Annotated in this window: 20 protein-coding genes and 1 pseudogene; 14 read left to right on the forward strand and 7 right to left on the reverse strand. The window is 69.8% G+C overall.

From position 1 onward, the window contains the following. Positions 1-20: 20 nt before the first annotated feature. Positions 21-451 (reverse strand): annotated as a pseudogene (locus ABZ826_RS29520) (ATP-binding protein). 204 nt (positions 452-655) lie between these two features. Between ABZ826_RS29520 and ABZ826_RS29525 the strand changes: the two are divergent. Then, positions 656-1,516 (forward strand): helix-turn-helix transcriptional regulator, encoded by an 861-nt coding sequence (locus ABZ826_RS29525; RefSeq protein WP_361454804.1) that lies wholly within the window; start codon positions 656-658, stop codon positions 1,514-1,516. 25 nt (positions 1,517-1,541) lie between these two features. Next, positions 1,542-1,748, forward strand: a complete 207-nt coding sequence (locus ABZ826_RS29530) for a DUF397 domain-containing protein (protein ID WP_361454807.1) — start codon at positions 1,542-1,544, stop codon at positions 1,746-1,748. Positions 1,749-1,905: 157 nt separating this feature from the next. Here the strand turns inward: ABZ826_RS29530 and ABZ826_RS29535 are convergent, their stop codons facing one another. Next, on the reverse strand, positions 1,906-3,048 hold the full coding sequence (locus ABZ826_RS29535) for an 8-amino-7-oxononanoate synthase (RefSeq protein WP_361454810.1): 1,143 nt from the start codon (positions 3,046-3,048) through the stop codon (positions 1,906-1,908). 142 nt (positions 3,049-3,190) lie between these two features. Here ABZ826_RS29535 and bioB point away from each other — a divergent pair, with 142 nt between their 5' ends. The 4 genes from bioB to ABZ826_RS29555 all read left to right on the forward strand — a co-directional run bounded on the left by bioB (position 3,191) and on the right by ABZ826_RS29555 (position 7,117). Beyond that, positions 3,191-4,357: a biotin synthase BioB gene (gene bioB / locus ABZ826_RS29540; protein ID WP_361454813.1), complete on the forward strand. Its 1,167-nt coding sequence runs from the start codon at positions 3,191-3,193 to the stop codon at positions 4,355-4,357. After that, the gene (locus tag ABZ826_RS29545) at positions 4,350-5,654 is read left to right on the forward strand and encodes an adenosylmethionine--8-amino-7-oxononanoate transaminase (RefSeq protein ID WP_361454816.1); all 1,305 of its coding nucleotides are present in this window, start codon (positions 4,350-4,352) and stop codon (positions 5,652-5,654) included. Before bioB ends, ABZ826_RS29545 begins: the two co-directional genes overlap by 8 nt. 1 nt (position 5,655) lies before the next feature. Continuing rightward, positions 5,656-6,345 (forward strand): dethiobiotin synthase, encoded by a 690-nt coding sequence (gene bioD / locus ABZ826_RS29550; RefSeq protein WP_361454818.1) that lies wholly within the window; start codon positions 5,656-5,658, stop codon positions 6,343-6,345. Between the two features lie 94 nt (positions 6,346-6,439). Further along, positions 6,440-7,117: a class I SAM-dependent methyltransferase gene (locus ABZ826_RS29555; protein WP_361454821.1), complete on the forward strand. Its 678-nt coding sequence runs from the start codon at positions 6,440-6,442 to the stop codon at positions 7,115-7,117. 170 nt (positions 7,118-7,287) lie between these two features. On the opposite strand, the gene ABZ826_RS29560 is transcribed toward ABZ826_RS29555, so the two are convergent. Both ABZ826_RS29560 and ABZ826_RS29565 read right to left on the reverse strand, forming a co-directional pair. After that, positions 7,288-7,659: a fic family toxin-antitoxin system, toxin component gene (locus ABZ826_RS29560; protein ID WP_093551070.1), complete on the reverse strand. Its 372-nt coding sequence runs from the start codon at positions 7,657-7,659 to the stop codon at positions 7,288-7,290. Continuing rightward, positions 7,656-7,883 carry a hypothetical protein gene (locus ABZ826_RS29565; RefSeq protein ID WP_030921856.1) on the reverse strand — a complete coding sequence of 76 codons (228 nt, stop codon included), beginning with the start codon at positions 7,881-7,883 and terminating at the stop codon, positions 7,656-7,658. The genes ABZ826_RS29560 and ABZ826_RS29565 overlap by 4 nt, the downstream gene beginning before the upstream one ends. A 429-nt stretch (positions 7,884-8,312) precedes the next feature. On the opposite strand from ABZ826_RS29565, the gene ABZ826_RS29570 reads away from it, so the two are divergent. From ABZ826_RS29570 to ABZ826_RS29605, 8 genes are all read left to right on the forward strand, one after another. Continuing rightward, complete coding sequence (locus ABZ826_RS29570; protein ID WP_361454826.1) at positions 8,313-10,997, forward strand: SpoIIE family protein phosphatase; 2,685 nt, start codon at positions 8,313-8,315, stop codon at positions 10,995-10,997. Positions 10,998-11,125: 128 nt separating this feature from the next. Beyond that, positions 11,126-11,551 carry a GNAT family N-acetyltransferase gene (locus tag ABZ826_RS29575; protein ID WP_361454829.1) on the forward strand — a complete coding sequence of 142 codons (426 nt, stop codon included), beginning with the start codon at positions 11,126-11,128 and terminating at the stop codon, positions 11,549-11,551. 175 nt (positions 11,552-11,726) lie between these two features. Beyond that, on the forward strand, positions 11,727-13,061 hold the full coding sequence (locus tag ABZ826_RS29580; RefSeq protein WP_361454832.1) for a hemolysin family protein: 1,335 nt from the start codon (positions 11,727-11,729) through the stop codon (positions 13,059-13,061). Further along, complete coding sequence (locus tag ABZ826_RS29585) at positions 13,058-14,077, forward strand: hemolysin family protein (protein WP_361454835.1); 1,020 nt, start codon at positions 13,058-13,060, stop codon at positions 14,075-14,077. Before ABZ826_RS29580 ends, ABZ826_RS29585 begins: the two co-directional genes overlap by 4 nt. A 214-nt stretch (positions 14,078-14,291) precedes the next feature. Then, a complete protein-coding gene (locus tag ABZ826_RS29590; RefSeq protein ID WP_361454838.1) occupies positions 14,292-14,948 on the forward strand; it encodes a LysE family translocator in 657 nt (218 codons plus the stop codon). 162 nt (positions 14,949-15,110) lie between these two features. Further along, positions 15,111-15,959 carry an SGNH/GDSL hydrolase family protein gene (locus ABZ826_RS29595; protein WP_361454841.1) on the forward strand — a complete coding sequence of 283 codons (849 nt, stop codon included), beginning with the start codon at positions 15,111-15,113 and terminating at the stop codon, positions 15,957-15,959. A gap of 308 nt (positions 15,960-16,267) precedes the next feature. Beyond that, positions 16,268-16,543 carry a hypothetical protein gene (locus ABZ826_RS29600; protein WP_361454844.1) on the forward strand — a complete coding sequence of 92 codons (276 nt, stop codon included), beginning with the start codon at positions 16,268-16,270 and terminating at the stop codon, positions 16,541-16,543. Positions 16,544-16,719: 176 nt separating this feature from the next. Then, a complete protein-coding gene (locus ABZ826_RS29605) occupies positions 16,720-17,154 on the forward strand; it encodes a GNAT family N-acetyltransferase (RefSeq protein ID WP_361454867.1) in 435 nt (144 codons plus the stop codon). On the opposite strand, the gene ABZ826_RS29610 is transcribed toward ABZ826_RS29605, so the two are convergent. The 3 genes from ABZ826_RS29610 to ABZ826_RS29620 form a co-directional block, all read right to left on the reverse strand. Further along, on the reverse strand, positions 17,110-17,313 hold the full coding sequence (locus tag ABZ826_RS29610) for a hypothetical protein (RefSeq protein ID WP_361454847.1): 204 nt from the start codon (positions 17,311-17,313) through the stop codon (positions 17,110-17,112). The two genes, ABZ826_RS29605 and ABZ826_RS29610, sit on opposite strands and share 45 nt — an antisense overlap. Before the next feature lie 96 nt (positions 17,314-17,409). Then, complete coding sequence (locus ABZ826_RS29615) at positions 17,410-17,793, reverse strand: hypothetical protein (RefSeq protein WP_361454850.1); 384 nt, start codon at positions 17,791-17,793, stop codon at positions 17,410-17,412. A gap of 410 nt (positions 17,794-18,203) precedes the next feature. Further along, complete coding sequence (locus ABZ826_RS29620; RefSeq protein WP_361454853.1) at positions 18,204-18,773, reverse strand: carbonic anhydrase; 570 nt, start codon at positions 18,771-18,773, stop codon at positions 18,204-18,206. Positions 18,774-19,549 lie beyond the last annotated feature (776 nt).

Below are 19,549 nucleotides of genomic sequence, written 5' to 3' on the forward strand. Positions count from 1 at the left end.
GCGGGCGGATCGACGACTGGTCAGCTCTGCACGGGGATGTGCCAGGGAAGCTCGATCCAGACCGTCTTGCCTCCGTCGGCGGTGGGGGTGACGGTGAGCCGGCCGCCGCACTCCTTGGCCAGATACCGGATGATCACCATGCCGCGCCCGTTTCCTGCTGAACGGCGGCGGGCAGTCTACGGGGCCAGCGCGGGTGACTGTCCGTCACCCCCAGATGCAGCTGTTCCTCCCGCTCCAGCCTCAGGTCCACGGTGAAGGTGGGCGACTGTCCGAAGGTGTGCTGGACGGCGTTGGTCGCGAGCTCCGAGACGATGAGGCGGATATTGTCGGCGAACTCGGTGTCGGAGGTCAGGCCCCATTCGGTGAGCACCCGGGCCACATCTCGCCGGGCCGCCGAGACCGAGGCCGGATCGCTCGGCAGAGTGACGCTTGCTTCTTGATGGTCTGCCATGGCGAGCCGTCCCTTTCCCACCCGGACCGACACGGGATCGGCCCCGGTTGTGCTTCGCGCCAGGTTGCCATTGATGCTGCCCCCTGCGACGGCGATCCACCAAGATATGCATATACCTGTCGCTCAATGCGGTGAACCCTGCCGCGCGAAACCGTATGCGGGCGCCACACTGTCCGCTCGGCACGAGAGGGAGGGAGGCCGCGTATGCAGTACGGCCCTGCGGTACGACGCCGCAAGCTCGGGGAGGAGCTCCGGAGCCTGCGCCACGCGTCGGGACTGACCAGTCGGGACGCCGCGCGGATGCTCGGCTGGCACCAGTCCAAGGTGAACCGGATCGAGACCGGTGTCAGTGGGGTGCGGCCGGCCGATGTGGCCGGACTGCTGGACGCGTACGGCGTGGACGACACCCGGCTCCGAACGCTCCTGGAGGCGCTGGCGGGCTCGGCGGGCGGTGGTGGCACCGGTTGGTGGCATGCCTATCGCGGTCTGATTCCGCCGCAGTACCGCGACTTCATCAGTCTGGAGTCGCAGGCGCGGACCGCGCGGACCCTGGAGACCTCGGTGATACCGGGACTTCTGCAGACGGCGGACTACGCACGCGCGGTGACCCGGGCGTCGCTGGACGGTCTACCCGCCGGCCAACTGGACTCCCTGGTGGAGGTGCGGCTCGCCCGGCAGGGGGTGCTGCGGACCGATCCGCCGCTGCGACTGAGCGCGGTGCTCGACGAGGCGGTGCTGCGGCGCGAGGTCGGCGGGCGCCTGGTGATGAGGAACCAGCTGCGCCACCTGACCCGGGTGGCTCAACTACCCCATGTGGAACTCCAGTTACTGCCCTTCTCGGTCGGCGGCTACGCCGGGCTCACCGGGCCTTTCGTTATCTTCTCATTTCCGAACACTTCTGATCTGGACGTGGTAGTTCTCGACCATTTGACGAGTAGCCTCTACCTGGAGCGGAAAGAAGACCTTGAGGCGTACAGCTCGGCCTTCCGCACCATGCAGGCACACGCTCTGTCGCCGCAGCACTCGTTGGACCTCATCGCCGCGATCGACCGCGACGGTCAGTGACCCCGGACTGCCCGAGAGGAGCGTCATGTCGGATTTCCTCGCACAGCACGAATTTCGGTGGCGGCGCAGCAGCCGCAGCACGGGTATGAACAACTGCGTGGAAGCCGCGTCGTTCGGTGACGGACGGCTGGCTGTGCGGGACTCCAAGGACGTGTCCAGGCCACCACTGCGGTTCTCCTCGGCGGCCTGGACCACTTTCGTCTCCGGCCTGCACCGAGGTTCGGGCGGCTGACGGGCAGGACCGTCCACGGAGGAGGTCCGCCCGCGGGATCGGCCGGCCGACGGGGCGATCCGGGCAGGGAGTCCGCCCCCCTGCATGCGGCCGGCCGGCAGGTAGGACGCCCACGGAGGAGGTCGGCCGGCCGCAAGCGATCGATCGACCGGAAGGGTCAGCCGACGGGGGCGGTTCGCCGCACGATCGCCACAGCCGTGGCGATCTGTTCCCCGGTCAGGTCCGCTCGCGCCGTCAGCCGCAGCCGGGAGACGCCGTCCGGCACCGACGGCGGCCGGAAGCAACCCACCACCATGCCCGCGGTGCGGCAGTCGGCCGCCCAGCGCACCGCCGCCTCCGCCGAGGGTGCCCGCACCGAGACCACGGCCGCGTCGGGGCGTGCGGCGGTCAGTCCGGCCGCCGTCAGCCGCTCGTACAACGCGGTGGCCACCGTCCGGGCCCTGGCGGCGCGCTCCGGCTCGCGGCCGAGCAGCCGCAGGCTGCCCAGGGCGGCACCCGCGGCGGCCGGTGCCAGGCCCGTGTCGAAGATGAACGTACGAGCCGTGTTGACCAGGTGTTCGATGACCTCGGCCGAACCGAGGACCGCTCCGCCCTGGCTGCCCAGTGACTTGGAGAGGGTGAGCGTGGTGACGATTCCCTCGCCGCCGGCGAGACCGGCGGCGGCGAGCGCACCCCGGCCGCCCTCCCCCAGCACACCGAGGCCGTGCGCGTCGTCAACGAGCAGTGCGGCGCCCTCCGCGCGGCAGGCGGCGGCCAGTTCGGGCAGGGGCGCGGCGTCGCCGTCGACCGAGAAGACCGAGTCGGTGACCGCCAGCGCGCGCCCCTCGTGCGCCCTCAGGGCCTTGCGCACGGCATCGGGATCGGCGTGCGGCACGACGGCGGTGTCGGCCCGGGAGAGTCGGCAACCGTCCACGATCGAGGCGTGGTTGCCGACGTCGGAGACGATCAGCGAGCCACGGGCGGTGAGCGCGGTGAGGGCGGCGAGATTGGCCGCGTAGCCCGATGACAGCACCAGCGCCGCCTCGAAGCCACAGAAATCGGCCAGTTGGTCTTCGAGTTCGGCATGCAGCGCGGTGGAGCCGGTGACGAGCCGCGATCCGGTCGCGCCCGCACCCCACCGGCGCGCGGCCTCGGCTGCGGCGGCGGTGACCTCGGGGTGCCGGGTCAGCCCCAGATAGTCGTTGCTCGCGAGATCCAGGTGCTCCGGTTCGGCGGGCCGGGGGCGGAGCGTCCGGACGAGTCCGGCGTCCGCGCGGCGGCGCGCCTCGTCGTCGATCCAGTCGAACGGGTCGAAGGGCATGAGCGGTCCCTTTTGTAGGCAGCTCACAGAGGCTAACCGGGAGCGCAGCCGGTCATGGTGTGGCAATACACACACCCGCGACGCGCTCTGTTGTCCGGTTCCTCCTTGGCCGTGGGCCGTGCCGTAGGCCAGGATCAACACCATGGACCTCCTGAACACGCTGGTGGACAAGGGTCTGCGGCGCGAGCTGCCGACCCGTGAAGAAGCTCTCGCCGTGCTGGCGACCTCGGACGACGATCTGCTCGAAGTGGTGGCCGCGGCCGGAAAGGTGCGCCGCCAGTGGTTCGGGCGGCGGGTGAAGCTGAACTACCTGGTCAATCTCAAGTCCGGCCTCTGCCCCGAGGACTGCTCGTACTGCTCGCAGCGGCTGGGCTCGAAGGCGGAGATCCTCAAGTACACCTGGCTGAAACCGGACGAAGCCTCGAAGGCCGCCGCGGCCGGGGTGGCGGGTGGCGCCAAGCGGGTGTGTCTGGTGGCGAGCGGTCGTGGTCCGACGGACCGTGATGTCGAACGGGTTTCGGAGACCATCGAGGCGATCAAGGATCGGCACGAAGACGTCGAGGTGTGTGCCTGCCTCGGTCTGCTCTCCGGCGGACAGGCCGAGCGGCTGCGTTCGGCGGGCGCGGACGCGTACAACCACAACCTCAACACCTCCGCGAGCACCTACGGCGACATCACCACCACCCACACCTACGCGGACCGGGTGGAGACCGTGCAGCAGGCGCAGGCCGCCGGGCTCTCGGCGTGCTCCGGGCTGATCGCCGGGATGGGTGAGAGCGACGCCGATCTGGTCGATGTCGTCTTCTCGCTGCGCGAGCTGGACCCGGACTCGGTGCCGGTGAACTTCCTGATCCCATTCGAGGGAACCCCGCTGGCCAAGGAGTGGAATCTCACCCCGCAGCGGTGTCTTCGCATTCTGGCGATGGTCCGGTTCGTCTGTCCGGATGTGGAGGTACGGCTCGCGGGCGGGCGCGAGGTGCATCTGCGTTCGATGCAGCCGCTCGCCCTGCACCTGGTCAACTCCATCTTCCTGGGTGACTACCTCACCAGTGAGGGACAGGCGGGGCAGGCGGATCTGGACATGATCGCGGACGCCGGTTTCGAGGTGGAGGGAGCGGGGACGACGACCCTGCCCGCGCACCGCGCGCAGCCGGGTGGGGGCTGTGGTGCGCACGACGGCGGATGCGCACCCTGTGGCGACGGGCCGGAGGAGGCCGTTGCCGAGACCGGTGAGGTACCGGCCGCGCGCACGGATCTGGTGACGGTCCGCCGGCGCGGTGCGGGAACGGAGCTCGCCCCCAATGCCTGAGCTCCTGTCCCCGGCCGAGCTGCGGTCCCTGGACCGGGCCCATGTCTGGCATCCGTACGGTCCGATGCCGGGGCGTCAGGAGCCGCTGGTCGTGGAGTCCGCGTCCGGGGTTCGGCTCCGGCTCGCCGAACCGGCGCACGGGCAGGACGAATTGGTCGACGGCATGTCGTCCTGGTGGTCCGCGGTGCACGGCTACAACCACCCGGTGCTCAACGAGGCGGCACGCGGTCAGCTGGACCGGATGAGTCATGTGATGTTCGGCGGGCTCACCCATGAGCCAGCCGTACGGCTGGCCACTCGGCTGGTCGAGATCACCCCGGAGCCGCTGCGGCATGTCTTCCTGGCCGACTCCGGCTCGGTGTCGGTCGAGGTCGCGGTGAAGATGTGTCTGCAGTACTGGCGATCGGCCGGGCGGCCCGAGAAACAACGGCTGCTCACATGGCGCGGCGGCTATCACGGGGACACCTGGCAGCCGATGTCGGTGTGCGACCCCGAGGGCGGCATGCACGGGCTGTGGTCGGGCGTGCTGCCGCGGCAGATCTTCGCGGACGAGCCGCCGGCCGGTTACGACGCGGAGCCGGATCCCGCGTACGTGCGCCACCTGCGGGAACTGATCGCGGAGCACGCCGACCGCCTGGCCGCGGTGATCGTGGAGCCGGTGGTGCAAGGCGCGGGCGGGATGCGGTTCCACTCCCCCGCTTATCTGCGAGTGCTGCGTGAGGCATGCGACGCGCATGACGTCCTGCTGGTGTTCGACGAGATCGCCACGGGTTTCGGCCGTACGGGGAAGCTGTTCGCCGCCGGTCACGCGGGGATCTCGCCCGATGTCATGTGCGTGGGCAAGGCGCTGACCGGCGGCTATCTGACGATGGCGGCGACGCTGTGCACCTCACAGGTCGCAAAGGGCATCTCCAGCGGCGAGGTGCCGGTACTGGCCCATGGCCCCACGTTCATGGCCAACCCGCTCGCCGCCTCGGTGGCGTGTGCCTCCATCGACCTGCTGCTCGGCCAGGACTGGGAGCGGGAGGTCCGGCGGATCGGTACGGGGCTGCGGGACGGTCTCGCCCCGGCGGCTGCGCTGCCCGGGGTCCGGGACGTGCGGGTGCTGGGCGCCATCGGTGTCGTACAGCTCGATCACGAGGTGGACATGGAGACCGCCACCCGGGCCGCGGTACGGGAAGGCGTGTGGCTGCGGCCTTTCCGCGATCTCATCTACACGATGCCGCCCTACGTGACCGGTGACGATGATGTGGCGCGGATCTGCCGCGCCGTGTGCGCGGCTGCGCGGGAGGGCTGAGATGACGGTTCTGGTGGTGACGGGTACGGGCACGGAGATCGGCAAGACGATCGTGACCGCGGCCGTGGCGGCGGCGCACCGGGATCGCGCCGTCGCGGTGCTCAAGCCCGCGCAGACGGGGCTGGCGCCCGGCGAGCCGGGGGACGCGGCCGAGGTGGTACGGCTGGCGGGCGGCCATGTGACCGCGGTCGAACTGGCCCGCTTCCCCGATCCGTTGGCTCCGGCCACGGCCGCCCGCAGGGCCGGGCTCCCACCGGTACGGCCGTACGAGATCGCCGAGGCGGCCGGGAAGCTGGCGACCGAGCATGATCTGGTGCTGATCGAGGGCGCAGGCGGACTGCTCGTCCGGTTCGACGAGGAGGGCGCGACCCTTGCCGACGCGGCCCGGCTGCTGGCCGCACCGGTCGTGGTGGTGACTCCGGCCGGACTGGGCACGCTCAATACCACCGCGCTGACCGCGGAGGCCCTGCGGGCGCGCGGGCTGGAGTGCCTCGGTGTGGTGGTGGGCAGTATGCCCGCCGAGCCTGACCTCGCGGCACGGTGCAATCTGGAGGATCTGCCGGTGGTGGCGGACGCGCCGCTGCTGGGTGTGGTGCCGGCCGGTGCGGGCGCGCTGGAGGTCGCCGACTTCCGTTCCCGGGCGGGGAGTTGGCTGACGGCGAAGCTGGGAGGGAATCGGCCCGCCGGATGAGCGGCTGAGGCGGGCGGGACGGGGGAGAATCGAAGCAGTCGTACCTTTCTTGTCGAGCGCCATGCAGCCGGGCGCCGTGTGGAGGAGTTCCGTCATGCGTCTGCGCGACACGAAGATCCCGGAGAACACGGTGCACCACCCCGTCTTCGCCCGGTTCTACGCCCGGATGAGCGTGGCCGCGGAGACGGGGGCGGGGCTGGCCGCGGTGCGCTCGGAGCTGTTGGCGGGCCTGTCCGGCCGGGTCGTGGAAATAGGTGCGGGCAACGGCCTGAACTTCGCGCACTACCCGCCCGCGGTGTCGGAGGTGGTGGCCGTCGAACCCGAGCGCGTCCTGCGGCAGTTGGCGGTGCGGTCGGCGCTGCGTGCCGGAATTCCGGTGGATGTGGTACCGGGCACGGCGGAGGCCCTGCCGGTGAAGAGCGAGGCGTTCGACGGGGCGGTCACCTCGCTGGTGCTGTGCACCGTACGGAGTGTGGAGCGTTCGCTCGCGGAGATCGTTCGGGTGTTGCGGCCGGGCGGTGAGCTGCGCTTCTTCGAGCATGTGCGGGCCGATGACCGGGCCATGGCAGCCGTCCAGCGCGCACTGGACCACACGGTGTGGCCGCTGGTGACCGGCGGGTGTCACACCGCGCGCGACACCCTGGCCGCCATCGAGAGGGCCGGATTCGTGGTCGAGTCCTACCGGCGAGTCAGGATGCCGGACTGGGGAATCCGGCTGCCCACATCCGCCTGTGTGCTGGGTGTGGCGCGGCGGCCGACCGTGGCGGACTGACGCGTCCGGCCACCACGGCGTACCGAGCCGCCACATGCACCACCGGCGCGTCCGGCCACCATGGCGTACGGAGTCGTCACAGGCGCCACCGGCTCCGTTCGCCCACCATGGCGTACGGAGCCGTCACAGGCGCCACTGACGCGTCCGGCCACCACGGTCTGCAGAGCCCGTCACAGGCTCCACTGGCGCAGTTCGTCGGCGATGGCCCGGACGTCCGCCTTGCCCTCCTTCACCAGCCGGGCCAGATCGCGCACCTGCTCGGGCGAGGTGATCACCTTCAGCCCGGAGGCGACGAGATAGCCGTACGCGACAGCGGAGGAGAACATCGCGTTGGAGTGTTCGAGCGCGGGAACGTGGAGCAGCAGCTGCAGCAGGGCGGCGGCCCTGGAGTGCGGGTCGCTGTACACGGGGCTGCCGAAGATCTCGGCCTCATGGCGGGCCACCGCGGCAACGAGCGCCCCCCAGTCGACGACCTGCGGATCGCCGGGGGTCTTGTGCTCGGCCACCATGAGCAGCCAGGAAAGGTCGATCTGGAGGTTCAACGCGTACCTTTGCGCTCCGGGCCGAACTCCTCGGCGAAGACCGACTCGTACTGCTTCATGAAGTCGGCCGCGGCCTCGACAAAGGTGTGTCCGACCTCGCCCGCATCCTGCTTCACGAGCTCCTCTATGTAACGGTTCACGCTCATCCCCCTCTGCAGCGCGCGCTGTCGCGCGGCCTCGGCGGTCGCCTCGTCCACTCTCACGTTCAGCTGAGTCTTGGGCACAACAACACGCTAGCGCCGGTTCGCTAGCACCGGCAAGGGGAGCACCATGGTGCCCCGTACACCGGTCGCCTGGTGCCCCGCGCACCGGTCGTCGTACACCGGTCGCCGGGTATCGCGGGCGGCCGATGAGGGGATCGGGCGTCCATGGACTCGATCCTCACGCGAGCCCCCTCGCCGGGAAGCCGACGCCCCGGCCGCCCTCGAACGTCCCCGTTCGCCCATGACGGCATGCTCGCGCGGACGCCGCCCGGAGCAATGACGACGGCCCTGTTTCGGGACGCTCCCAGGGGGCCTCTCTGGGCAGCAGCGCGCTCCCGTCCGGAGGCCCTCCGCCGTTCTCACCTCACGCGCCGACGACCGTGCGGTGCTACAAAGGTCAGTGTGGCCACACGTTTCGGCCGATTCCGGATCACACCGGTTCGGTCACTCATGGACAGGCGCCCCTGGAGCCTCGCACGGCAGGTCTTCGCCCTCCAGGTGGTCGTGGTGGCGCTCCTCGTCGCGGCCGCCGTGCTGGCGCTCGTACTCCAGTCCCAGCACGACAACAGCGCGGAGGCAAGAAGTCGTTCGATTGCCGTCGCGGAGACGTTCGCGCACTCACCCGGCATTCTGGCCGCGCTGAGGACGCCTGATCCCTCCAAGGCGCTCCAGCCGCACACAGAGGCCGCGCGGAAGGCCGCCGACGTCGACTTCATCGTGGTCATGAACACGAAGGGGATCCGCTACACGCATCCCCAGCCGGGCCAGATCGGGAAGAGGTTCGTGGGCACCATCGAACCGGCGCTGGCCGGCCGCGTGTACACGGAGAGCGTCAATGGCCCGCTGGGCCACGAGGTGCAGGCGGTCGTCCCCGTCCACGACCGCGGTAACAAGGTCGTGGCCGTGGTGGCCGCGGGCCTGAAGGTCAACCACGTGACCGGTGTGGTGGCCCGGCAGATTCCGGTCATCCTCGGCACCGGAGCGGCCGCGCTCGCCGTCGCCATGGGCGGAACAGCGCTGGTGGCCAAGCGGCTGCGGCGACAGACCCATCGCCTGGACCCCGCCGAGATCACCCGCATGTACGAGCATCATGACGCGGTGCTGCACGCCGTGCGCGAAGGCGTGCTCATCGTCGGCGACGACGGTCGGCTTCTGCTGGCCAACGACGAGGCGAGACGGCTGCTGAATCTCCCGCACGACGCCGAGGGACGGCACGCCTCGGACTTGCCCGGCCTCGATCCCAGCACGGTGGAACTGCTCGCCTCGGGCCGGGCCGCCACGGACGAAGTGCATCTCGCGGGAGACCGGCTGCTCGCGGTGAGCCAGCGCCCCACGAAACGTCGCGGCGCCCGCGAGGGGACCGTCGCGACCTTGCGCGACTCCACGGAGCTGCGGGCACTGTCGGGGAAGGCGGAGAGCGCGCGCCAGCGGCTGAGACTGCTGTACGACGCCGGGCTCGGCATCGGTACGACCCTCGACGTGGTGAGTACGGCCGAGGAACTGGCGCGGGTCGCGGTCCCCCGTCTCGCCGACTTCGTCACCGTCGATCTGGCCGGCCCGGTCCTGCGCGGGGACGAGCCGACCAGTACGACCACGGACATGCGCCGCGCCGCCGTGCACGGCATCCGGGACGACCACCCCCTCTACGAACGCGGCCGCCAGAACGACTTCCTCCCCGCCACGCCGCAGGCACGGGCCCTTGGGAACGGCCGATCGGAGCTGGTCCCCGAACTGTCCGCCGCACCCGGCTGGCTCGCCCAGGACCCGGAGCGGACACGGTCGATCATCGACTACGGCATCCATTCGCTCATCACCGTACCGCTGCGGGCGCGGGGCATCATCCTGGGCGTGGTCGAATTCTGGCGCTCGGAGAAGCCCCAGCCGTTCGACGGAGACGACCTGTCCCTGGCCGAGGAACTGGTCGCCCGGGCGTCGGTCAGCATCGACAACGCCCGTCGCTACACCCGTGAGCACGCCCTGGCCGTGACGCTGCAGCGCAGCCTGCTCCCCAGGGAGCTGCCCGAGCAGAGCGCCCTTGAGGTCGCCCATCGTTACCTCCCGGCGGTCTCCGGGGTGAGCGGCGACTGGTTCGATGTGATCCCCCTGCCGGGCAGCCGGGTGGCGCTGGTCGTCGGAGACGTCGTCGGTCACGGCCTGCACGCGGCCGCCACCATGGGACGGCTGCGGACCGCCGTGCACAACTTCTCCACCCTCGACCTGCCGCCCGACGAGATCCTCGGCCACCTCGACGACCTGGTCGGGCGCATCGACCAGGAGGAGGCGGAGACGACCGTCGGCGCGGGGGTGATGGGCGCCACCTGCCTGTACGCGATCTACGACCCCGTCTCACGCGAGTGCGCCATGGCGCGGGCCGGGCATCCACTGCCCGCACTGGTCCGGCCCGACGGCGGCGGCGTGACGTTTCCCGACCTCCCGGCCGGACCGCCCCTGGGCCTGGGCGGTATGCCGTTCGAGACCGCGGAGATGGAACTGGAGGAGGGCACGCAGCTCGTCCTGTACACCGACGGGCTCATCGAGGACCGCACCCGGGACATCGACGAAGGCATCGAGCTGCTGCGCCACGCTCTGGCATCCCATGCCGGCCGGTCGCCGGAGGAGAGCTGCCGGGCGGTGCTCGACGAGCTCCTGCCCGGTCGGCCGAAGGACGATGTGGCGCTGCTCATCGCCCGCACCCGGGCGCTCCCGCCCGACTGTGTCGCCGAGTGGGACGTACCGTTCGATCCCGCCGCTGTGGCGCGGATGCGCGCCGCCGCGTCCGAGAAGCTCGACGACTGGGGTCTGTCCGAGCTCTCGTTCGCCATGGAGCTGGTGCTCAGTGAGCTGGTCACCAACGCCATCCGCCATGGCTCCGCACCGGTCACGATGCGGCTGCTGAACGATCACGGCCTGACCTGCGAGGTGGCCGACGGCAGCAGCACCTCACCCCATCTGCGCTATGCCGCCGCGACGGACGAGGGAGGCCGCGGCCTGTTCCTCGTCGCGCAGCTGAGCGAGCGCTGGGGCACCCGTTACACCCCCCAGGGGAAGGTCATCTGGGCCGAGCTGCGGTTGCCCGGACCCGAGGAGGGCATGGACGGCACAGCGTTGCTGGACATGTTCGACACAGAGATCTGAAGGCTGGGATCCGAGGGCGAGGGGGCTTCCAGGCCGAAGCGTGGGCAGTGCGCCCCGTCCGCTCCTTCGCGACTCCTCGGCGCGGAAACCGTTCGCCGAACGGGTCGGCGCTCTGCTTGGCTCGCACCATGAGCGATCTTCACATCCGTTGCGCCGACCTCTCCGATATCGACGCGGTGCTGCGATTCTGGCGGGAAGCCGCGGAGGGTACGAGCATCAGCGACGACCACGACGGGATGGCCCGGCTCATCTCAAGAGACCCTGAGGCCCTGCTGCTGGCAGAACGTGACGGTCTTCTCGTGGGAACCGTCATAGCCGGTTTCGACGGTTGGCGATGCTCCGCCTACCGGCTGGCCGTACACCCGGACCGCCGGAGGCAAGGCATCGCCACCGCCTTGACGGCAGCGGCGGAACAGCGGTTCATCACCCTGGGCGGGCGCCGGGTCGACGCCATGGTCCTGGAGGCCAACGACCGGGCCCACCGCACCTGGGCCGCGGCCGGCTACCACCGCGAGGATCACTGGCGGCGCTGGGTGAAGCCGCTCACGGACTGAAGACGACCCTCCGGAACAGTGGTCGACTTTGCCGATCCTTTACGATGGACGGAGTCCTGACCGATCCTTCCGAAAGGTGTGAGCGTCCGCCCATGGGCGAGCCTCCCAGTAGTCGACATCGCCGACATCGAGCGATCCTCCTGCCCCTGCCCGATCATGGGACGGAGGTGAACCGATGACCGAAGTGCTTCTGCTGCTCGTGGCGGTACTGCTCTCGCTCGCCTGCGGCGCCTTCGTCGCGGCTGAGTTCTCCCTGACGACCGTCGAGCGCGGTCAGCTCGAACGGGCCGTGGAGCGGGGTGAGCGCGGCGCGACGGGCGCCATGAAGGCCGTGCGGAGCCTCACCTACCAGCTCTCCGGCGCACAACTCGGCATCACCGTCACCAACCTGGTGGTCGGCATGCTCTCCGAACCGTCGATCGCGAAACTGATCCGCGGTCCGGTGGAGGCCGTGGGCCTGTCCCCGAGCGTGGCGTCCTCGGTGGCCCTCGTCCTGGGAACCGCGCTGTCCACCGTGTTCCTGATGGTCGTCGGCGAGCTCGTCCCGAAGAACTGGGCGATCTCCTCCCCGCTCGCGGTGGCGAAGGCCGTAGCGACCCCGCAGCGGGCCTTCACCGCCGTCTTCCGACCGTTCATCAGTCACCTCAACAACACCGCGAACCGGATCGTGCGCCGTTTGGGCATGGAACCGGCCGAGGAACTCGCCTCGGCCCGCAGCCCCCAGGAGCTGGTGGCGCTGGCCCGGCACTCCGCGAAGCAGGGGGCGCTGGAGGCGGACACCGCGGAGTTGTTCGTCCGCACCCTCAACCTGCCGGAGCTGACGGCGGAGAACGTCATGACCCCGCGAGTGCAGGTCACCGCGCTGGAGGTGCAGGCGACCGCGGAGGATGTCGCGAACGCCACCCGCGCGACCGGTCTGTCCCGCTTCCCCGTCTATCGCGGCAGCCTCGACACCGTCGTCGGCGTGGCACACATCAAGGACGTGCTGGCCGTCCCGGCGGAGCAGCGACCCCGTACCCGCGTCTCGCAGATGCTGCGCGAGCCCCTGCTCGTACCGGAGACCCTCACCGTGGACCGGCTCCTGGACCGGCTGTCCGGCAAGCTCGCCATGGCCGTCGTCATCGACGAGTACGGCGGCACGGCCGGTGTCGTGACCCTGGAGGACATCGTCGAGGAGGTGGTCGGCGAGGTGCGCGACGAGCACGATCCGCACGAGACACCGGACCTGGCTCCGGCCGGCGAGGACGCCGACGGACGGACCCTGTGGTCTGCCGACGGCGCCGCCCGACTCGACCAGCTCAAGAGAATCGGACTGCGCGTGCCGGACGGACCGTACGAGACGCTCGCCGGACTGGTCGCCACCGAGGTCGGCCGCATCCCCGCCGTGGGTGACTCGATCGAGCTGCACGGCTGGCGGATCGATGTGGTGGACGCCTCCGGACGCCGTGCGGCACGGGTCCTGCTGCACGCACCGCTGCCCGACGACGAACGGACGGAGGACGCACGATGATCGCCGTCCAGCTCTTCATCGGACTGATGACCCTGGTCGTCAATGCCTTCTTCGTCGGCGCGGAGTTCGCGCTGATCTCCGTGCGCCGCAGCCAGATCGAGCCCGAGGCCGAGACGGGGAACCGGCGGGCGCGAAGCGTCATCTGGGGCCTCGAACACGTGTCGGCGCTGCTCGCGGCGGCGCAACTGGGCATCACACTGTGCACGCTGGTTCTCGGCATCGTCGCCGAACCGGCCATCGCGCATCTGCTGGAGCCCGTATTCGACGTGGTGGGTGTGCCGCACGGACTGATCCATCCGATCTCGTTCGTGATCGCGCTGTCCGTGGCGACGTATCTGCACATGCTGCTCGGCGAAATGGTGCCGAAGAACATCGCCCTGGCCGAGCCCGTGCGGGCCGCGCTGCTGCTCGGACCGCCGCTGGTCGCCCTTGCCAGGGCGCTGCGCCCGGTGATCTTCGCCATCAACGCCTTCGCCAACGCACTGCTGAAGCTGCTGCGGGTCGAGACGAAGGACGAGGTGTCCGCCACGTTCTCCGACGACGAGCTGGCCCGGCTGGTGAAGGACGCCGGGGACGCCGGGCTGGTCGACGGCCGCGCCGCCGAGCGGCTGCACCACGCCCTTGAGCTGGGCCGTCGCCCGGTGCGGGATGTGGTGATGCCGGTGGAGCGAGTGATGTACGCCAAGGTCGGGACGACGCCGGAACAGCTGGAACGGCTTTCGTACGAGACCGGGTTCTCGCGCTTTCCGGTGATGGACAGCGAGGAGCGCATCCTGGGCTATCTCCATGTGAAGGACGCCCTGGACGCCACACCGCGCGACGTGCCGTTCCCCGTCACGGCGATGCGACCCATCGCCCGGGTGCGGGCCGCCACGCCGCTGGACGACGCGCTGACCGCGCTGCGGCGCAGCCGGACGCATTTGGCAGTGGTGGTGGACGAGGACGGCCGGCCGGCCGGAATGGTCACGATGGAGGACGTGCTGCGCGAACTGGTCGGACGGCCACAGACGCGCTGACCGGAGGCCGGCGCCACCGGGTGGCGGGCGGCGCGGTGCGGATCCGGCCGCAGGCCGGCCGATGGGCCGCGTGGGGGCGCGCGAATCCGATCGCGGGCAGGCTGACCAGCCGGCCACGGGGCGCGGTGCGGGTTCGGCCGTGCCCCCTCCCCGGTTCGGCCGTGCCCCCTCCCCGCGGAAGGCACCGCCACCGGCACGGTTAAGCTGACGGTCCATGGCAATCAGCACCGCACTATGGTCTTTCGCCCTGGTCGTAGGGCTCCTCACCCTCACGCCCGGCCTCGACACCGCTCTCGTCCTGCGCACCTCGGCGCTCGGTCGCCGCAAGCGTGCGCTCGGTGTCGTCCTCGGCATCCAGAGCGGCACTCTGGCCTGGGGCGCGCTCACCTCGCTCGGTGTCACGGCGCTGCTCACGGCCTCGCACATGGCATACGAAGCGCTGCGTGACGCCGGAGCCGCCTATCTGCTCTGGATGGGTGGACGCATGATCGTCGACACCTTGCGCGGTCGGCGCGCCAAGGGGGAAGAGGCGCAGGGGGCCGAGGCCCGCGCCCTGGCTCCGCAAGGGACCGACAGCCTCGCTGCCGGGTGGCGGCAGGGCGCCCTGACGAATCTGCTCAACCCGAAGATGGGCGTGTTCTACGTCGCCGTCCTGCCCCAGTTCATCCCAGCGGGTGCCCCGCACTTCACCACGGGCCTGCTGTTGACCGGGGTGCACATCGCGCTCGGCCTACTCTGGTCGGCGCTGCTGATCGCGTTCGCCCAGGCCCTGCGGGGTTGGCTGCAACGCCCGCAGGCCCGCAGGCTGCTGGACCGGATCACCGGAACCGTGATCGCCGGATTCGGTCTGCGGCTGGCCCTCGGCGACTGAAGGGGCCCGCTCACCGCGCGCTGCCGCGCTCCGTACGGATCTCCCCCGCCCCCAGAGCCTTCGGCACCCGTCCGCAGCCGCCCGGAACCGTTCAGAGCCTTCCCTAGCCGTTCGGGGCTGTCCGAAAGGGGACAGACCGTGCCACGATACGATCGCATCGCCATGGAATTGAATGCCTCGTACACCAGTCTTGTCGCGGTCGGCGACTCGTTCACCGAGGGCATGTCGGACCTGCTGCCCGACGGCTCGTACCGGGGCTGGGCCGATGTCCTCGCCGGACGGCTCGCGGTCCGTACGCCGGGGTTCCGTTACGCGAATCTCGCCGTACGCGGCAAGCTGATCGGCCAGATCGTCGACGAGCAGGTCGATGTGGCCGCCGCCATGGGGGCGGATGTCATCACGCTCGTCGGCGGTCTCAACGACACGCTGCGGCCGAAGTGCGACATGGCCATGGTCCGCGGACGGCTCGAAGAGGCCGTCGAACGTCTCGCCCCGTCGTGCAAGAAGCTTGTGCTGATGCGCAGCCCCGGTCGCAACGGCCCGGTGATGGAACGGTTCCGCCCGCGGATGGAGGAGCTGTTCTCCCTGGTCGACGAATTGGCGGCACGGCACGGAGCGTCGGTCGTCGATCTGTACGGGGCGCCCGCCCTGGGTGATCCCCGCCTGTGGGACGTCGACCGGTTGCATCTGACGGCCGACGGGCATCGAAGGGTGGCGGAGGCGGTCTGGCAGACGCTCGGGCTGCCCGCCGAGAACGACTGGCGGACCCCGCTACCGGCCTCGGTCCCACCGAAATGGGCGATACGACGTGTCGATGACCTCCGTTTCGCCCGCCAGCACCTGATGCCGTGGATCGGGCGCCGCCTGACCGGCCGCTCGTCCGGAGACGGGCGAACAGGCGCCCAGTACAGCGCCGAACAGGGAAAGGCGTTCTGGGTCACCCCCGAAGGCTCCCGCGCTCCTGGCCCGGTGGCGACCTGGCGCCGGGTGGACGTGCCGCCACCCTCGTAGCAACCCACCAGCAGGACCGCGGCGCCGGCCTGCACAAACCGCCAGTGAAATCTGGACACTGCTCTACACGCGCACAGATAGACCCAGGTCGAAGCGCTTTCCATAGATCAAATACTGATCATCTCCCACAGATCCCCCGCGATCGGCTCGGCCCCGTGGAAGGCGTCCTACGCAGCCGCTGCCGTCCGCAGGTCTTCGACCTCCACGTGGACGTATTCGGCCTTCGTGAAGGCCGCGTTCGTGTGCTCCGCCCAGGCGGCGAGGACAACGTCCGGCACACCGTTCACGGCGGGGTAACTGAGGCACGAGTGCCGCCCTCGGCCGCACTGGAACGCTACGGGATCGGTGGAGGCCGGCCCGGCCGCCCGATCAGCGCCCGGGCCATGGGCGAGCGGCTCCGCAAACTCGGCATCCGGCTCGCGGAGACCCGCTCGACCACGCTGATTCAGCGCGCCACCGAACTGCCCGCCGCGGTCCTCGCCCGCACCCTCGACATTGACATCACCGTCGCCGACAAATGGCAGCGAGCCGCCGCCGGAGACCGGGGCGCCCACGCAGCTGGGATCAGCCGCCGACCGATATGAAGGTAGCGCATATGGATATCCGGCAATGCCAGGAAGGCGATCTTGAAGTCCTGGAGAGGCACATCCCCTCACCGGGACAGACACGCCGTCATGCGATGCGGTTCGACACACAACAGTAAGGTCTCAGCGCCTTCCTGGTCGCCTGGGCCGACGGGATCCCCGTCAGGACTGCACCGATTTTCTGGCAAGGGTGCAAAGCACCCGAAGTCCACGATCGCTTCCCTGAATGCCCTGAGCTGAACGGCCTGGGAGTCTGGCCGCCGCAGCGGCGATCACAGGGCATCGGGACGGCCATCATCCGTGCGGCAGAAACTCAGGCCGGGCGCAGCGGCTACCACCAGATCGGGTTGGGCGTGGACGATCAGAACCACCGCGCGGCTTTCGCTCTATCTGCGAATCGGCTACCACGAAACCGGGTGCCGTTACCTCGACCGCTACCACTTCCACGACGACGACGGCTTGCGGCACGAGGTGGCCGACCCCTGCTGGTTCCTGATCAAGCAACTCACCGAACAGCCAAGCTGACACCGACCAGTTGGCGCCCACATCACTGGCGCGGGCGCCGCTCAAGCGCCCTGTTCAGACAGTTCCAACACCCGACTCCACCATGAGGCACCAGCGACTCCCGGTTCCGCGACGAGGTCGAAGCCGAAGAAGCCCTCACCCTCGGCCAACCGCTCGCAGAGATGAGCGCCGCCGACAACCACCCGGCCCTGGCCGGACCGGCCGGCGCCGAGGCCGAAGCTCGCCTCGCCGAGTTCGCCCGCCACGCCGTCTTCGACGGCCAGGTCGTCACCGACGTAGACCGCCTCGCCCTTAATAAGTCCGCCACCGCCTCCAGGAACAGCACCGCGCCGCGGCCACGTTCATTGCGCGCCACGGTCCGGAGCCCGCTCGCCGCTCTGCAGCCCGCCACGGGCCATGTCGCGATCGATGCCCGTCAGGTATGCGGCGTCGACGGACTGCTTTCCATGCGTCTGCCAGGTCACTCCCTCAAGCGGGACGGCCAGACCGTGGATGTTGAACAGGAAGGACAGGCAGCGGTTGCGCAGCACGGCGGCCCTCTGTTCCGGAGCCAGCGGGACGCCTGTCTCCTGGAGGCTGCCAGGGAGCAGGCTCCGGCAGTCCGTGTGCGCAAGGTTGTCGATGTCGGCAAGGACGACGTGCGCGTTGGTGGACTCGGCGTCGGGATACGACCAGGTGCCGTCCGCCGACCTGCACCGCCCCCAACTCGTCGACTTGCTGAACATTGAGGGCGCCGGGCTGCCGTAATTGCCTTCCCGCAACTGTACCCGGCCCATTGGCACCATCCGGATGGTTGAGTGGAACACCCCCCGCGGGCTACGGGCGCGCACCTGACGTCCCGTGGCGTTCCGGCATCGCCGGGCGAGGCCGCGCGGTGGCGAGGAGCGACGCGCGGCCTCGCCCGCAAGCAGTCCTGATGGCCGCCCCGCCCAGTCTGCGGCAATAGCATCGGCCCACGTGTTCCTCGCCTCGCAGGAGGCCTCTGCAACGACGCCACTACGACCGGCGGCTGCTGGATGTGCACGGCGAGTCAGCCCGGCCATGGTGCTGACTGTCAGCTGCTTCGGCATCTGGGGAAGGCGGTCCGGTTGCCTGTCAGCGACCAGATGAAGCAGGTTCGTCGTGTCCGACCGGTTCAGGAGGGGGCACCGGTCAGGACTTGCACCTTTCCGGTGTCCAGTGAGTAATAGGCGCCGACCACGGCAAGGGCGCCCTTGCGCACGAGTGGGGCGAGGTCCTGGTTGGAGCGCAGATCGGTCGCGGTCAACTTGACCTGGGCGCGGGCCATGGTCTCGACCGGGTCGGCGCCGCCTTCCCGGACTGCCTGCTCATATGCAGGCTGCAGAGCCTTGACGATCGCCTGCAGGTTGCCGGGCAGCGGTTTGTCGTGACGAATGGACTGATACGCGGCCTTGACGGCGCCGCAGCGCTGATGCCCGAGGACCACAATGAGCGGGGTGCCACTCGTCATGGGCCCGTACTCGGCAGAACCAGTGACCACTGGGCCGACCGCCTCGCCACCCGTACGCATCACGTAGAGGTCACCCAGCCCAGTATCGAATAGAAGTTCGGGGGGCACTCGGGAGTCGATGCACGAGAGGATCGCCGCAAAAGGCTCCTGCTTCTGGGCTACGAACTGCCGCCGGTTCGGGTCCCGGTCGGGGTGTTGAAGATCTCCGCTTACCCAGCGCTTGTTGCCGTCCATCACTCTTGTGAATGCCTCGGCGGGCGTGGTGGGCCGTGCTGTTGGCGAAGCGCTGCTCGCCGACGTGGCGGCGCTGGTCGCCGAGCACCCCGCCAGCGCGACCGTGGCGCCCGCAAATGCGCCGGCCAGCAGAGCTCTACGATCCGGACGTCCTGCGTTGTCCATCGGTAGTTCCCCTCGGTGCCGCCCAGATATGTCCGTGCTTCTTGACCAGGCCAATTGTTCAGCGTGATGTGGGTGACCTGCCGACAGGCGCAAGCGGGCGCGGGCTACTTTGCCACCGACGGCCCACAGAAGCGGCACCCGGTTAGTCGTCCCCACCTTCGGTCGCATCTCCGATCTCCCGCTGAAAGCGACCGCCCAGTCCCCTGCACAACCGTCCCTCAGATACGAGAGTTCACGCGGCCCGGGCAACGGGCGCGGCACCAGGGCTCGCCGCGCTGAAGCCAGGCAGTCTGTGGGCGGAGTCGTCGCCGGGCAGCGGGCTGTCTCACGAACGAGCAGTCCGCCGCACTCGGCTTCCTTCGGTTCTACGGCGGGGTGAACTGGTCGTGATGGACGAGGAGTGCGGTGATGGCAAGCCGGAGGTCTCCTGATCGGTGAGGCCGACGTAGTCAGGACTGGCAGCGTGTTGATCCGGAGAGTTGGTGGACCACGTTGGGGACCCCTGTCGCCTTCAGTCTGTCGGCAACGGCTGAAAACGGGACCAGTTCCAACGGTTGAATTGTGGGCCGTTTTGCGGTCTTGGTTGGTCAGTCGTTGTCGGTGGGGGTGGG

This window comes from Streptomyces sp. NPDC047515, from assembly GCF_040643055.1.
Classification (GTDB): Bacteria; Actinomycetota; Actinomycetes; order Streptomycetales; family Streptomycetaceae; genus Streptomyces.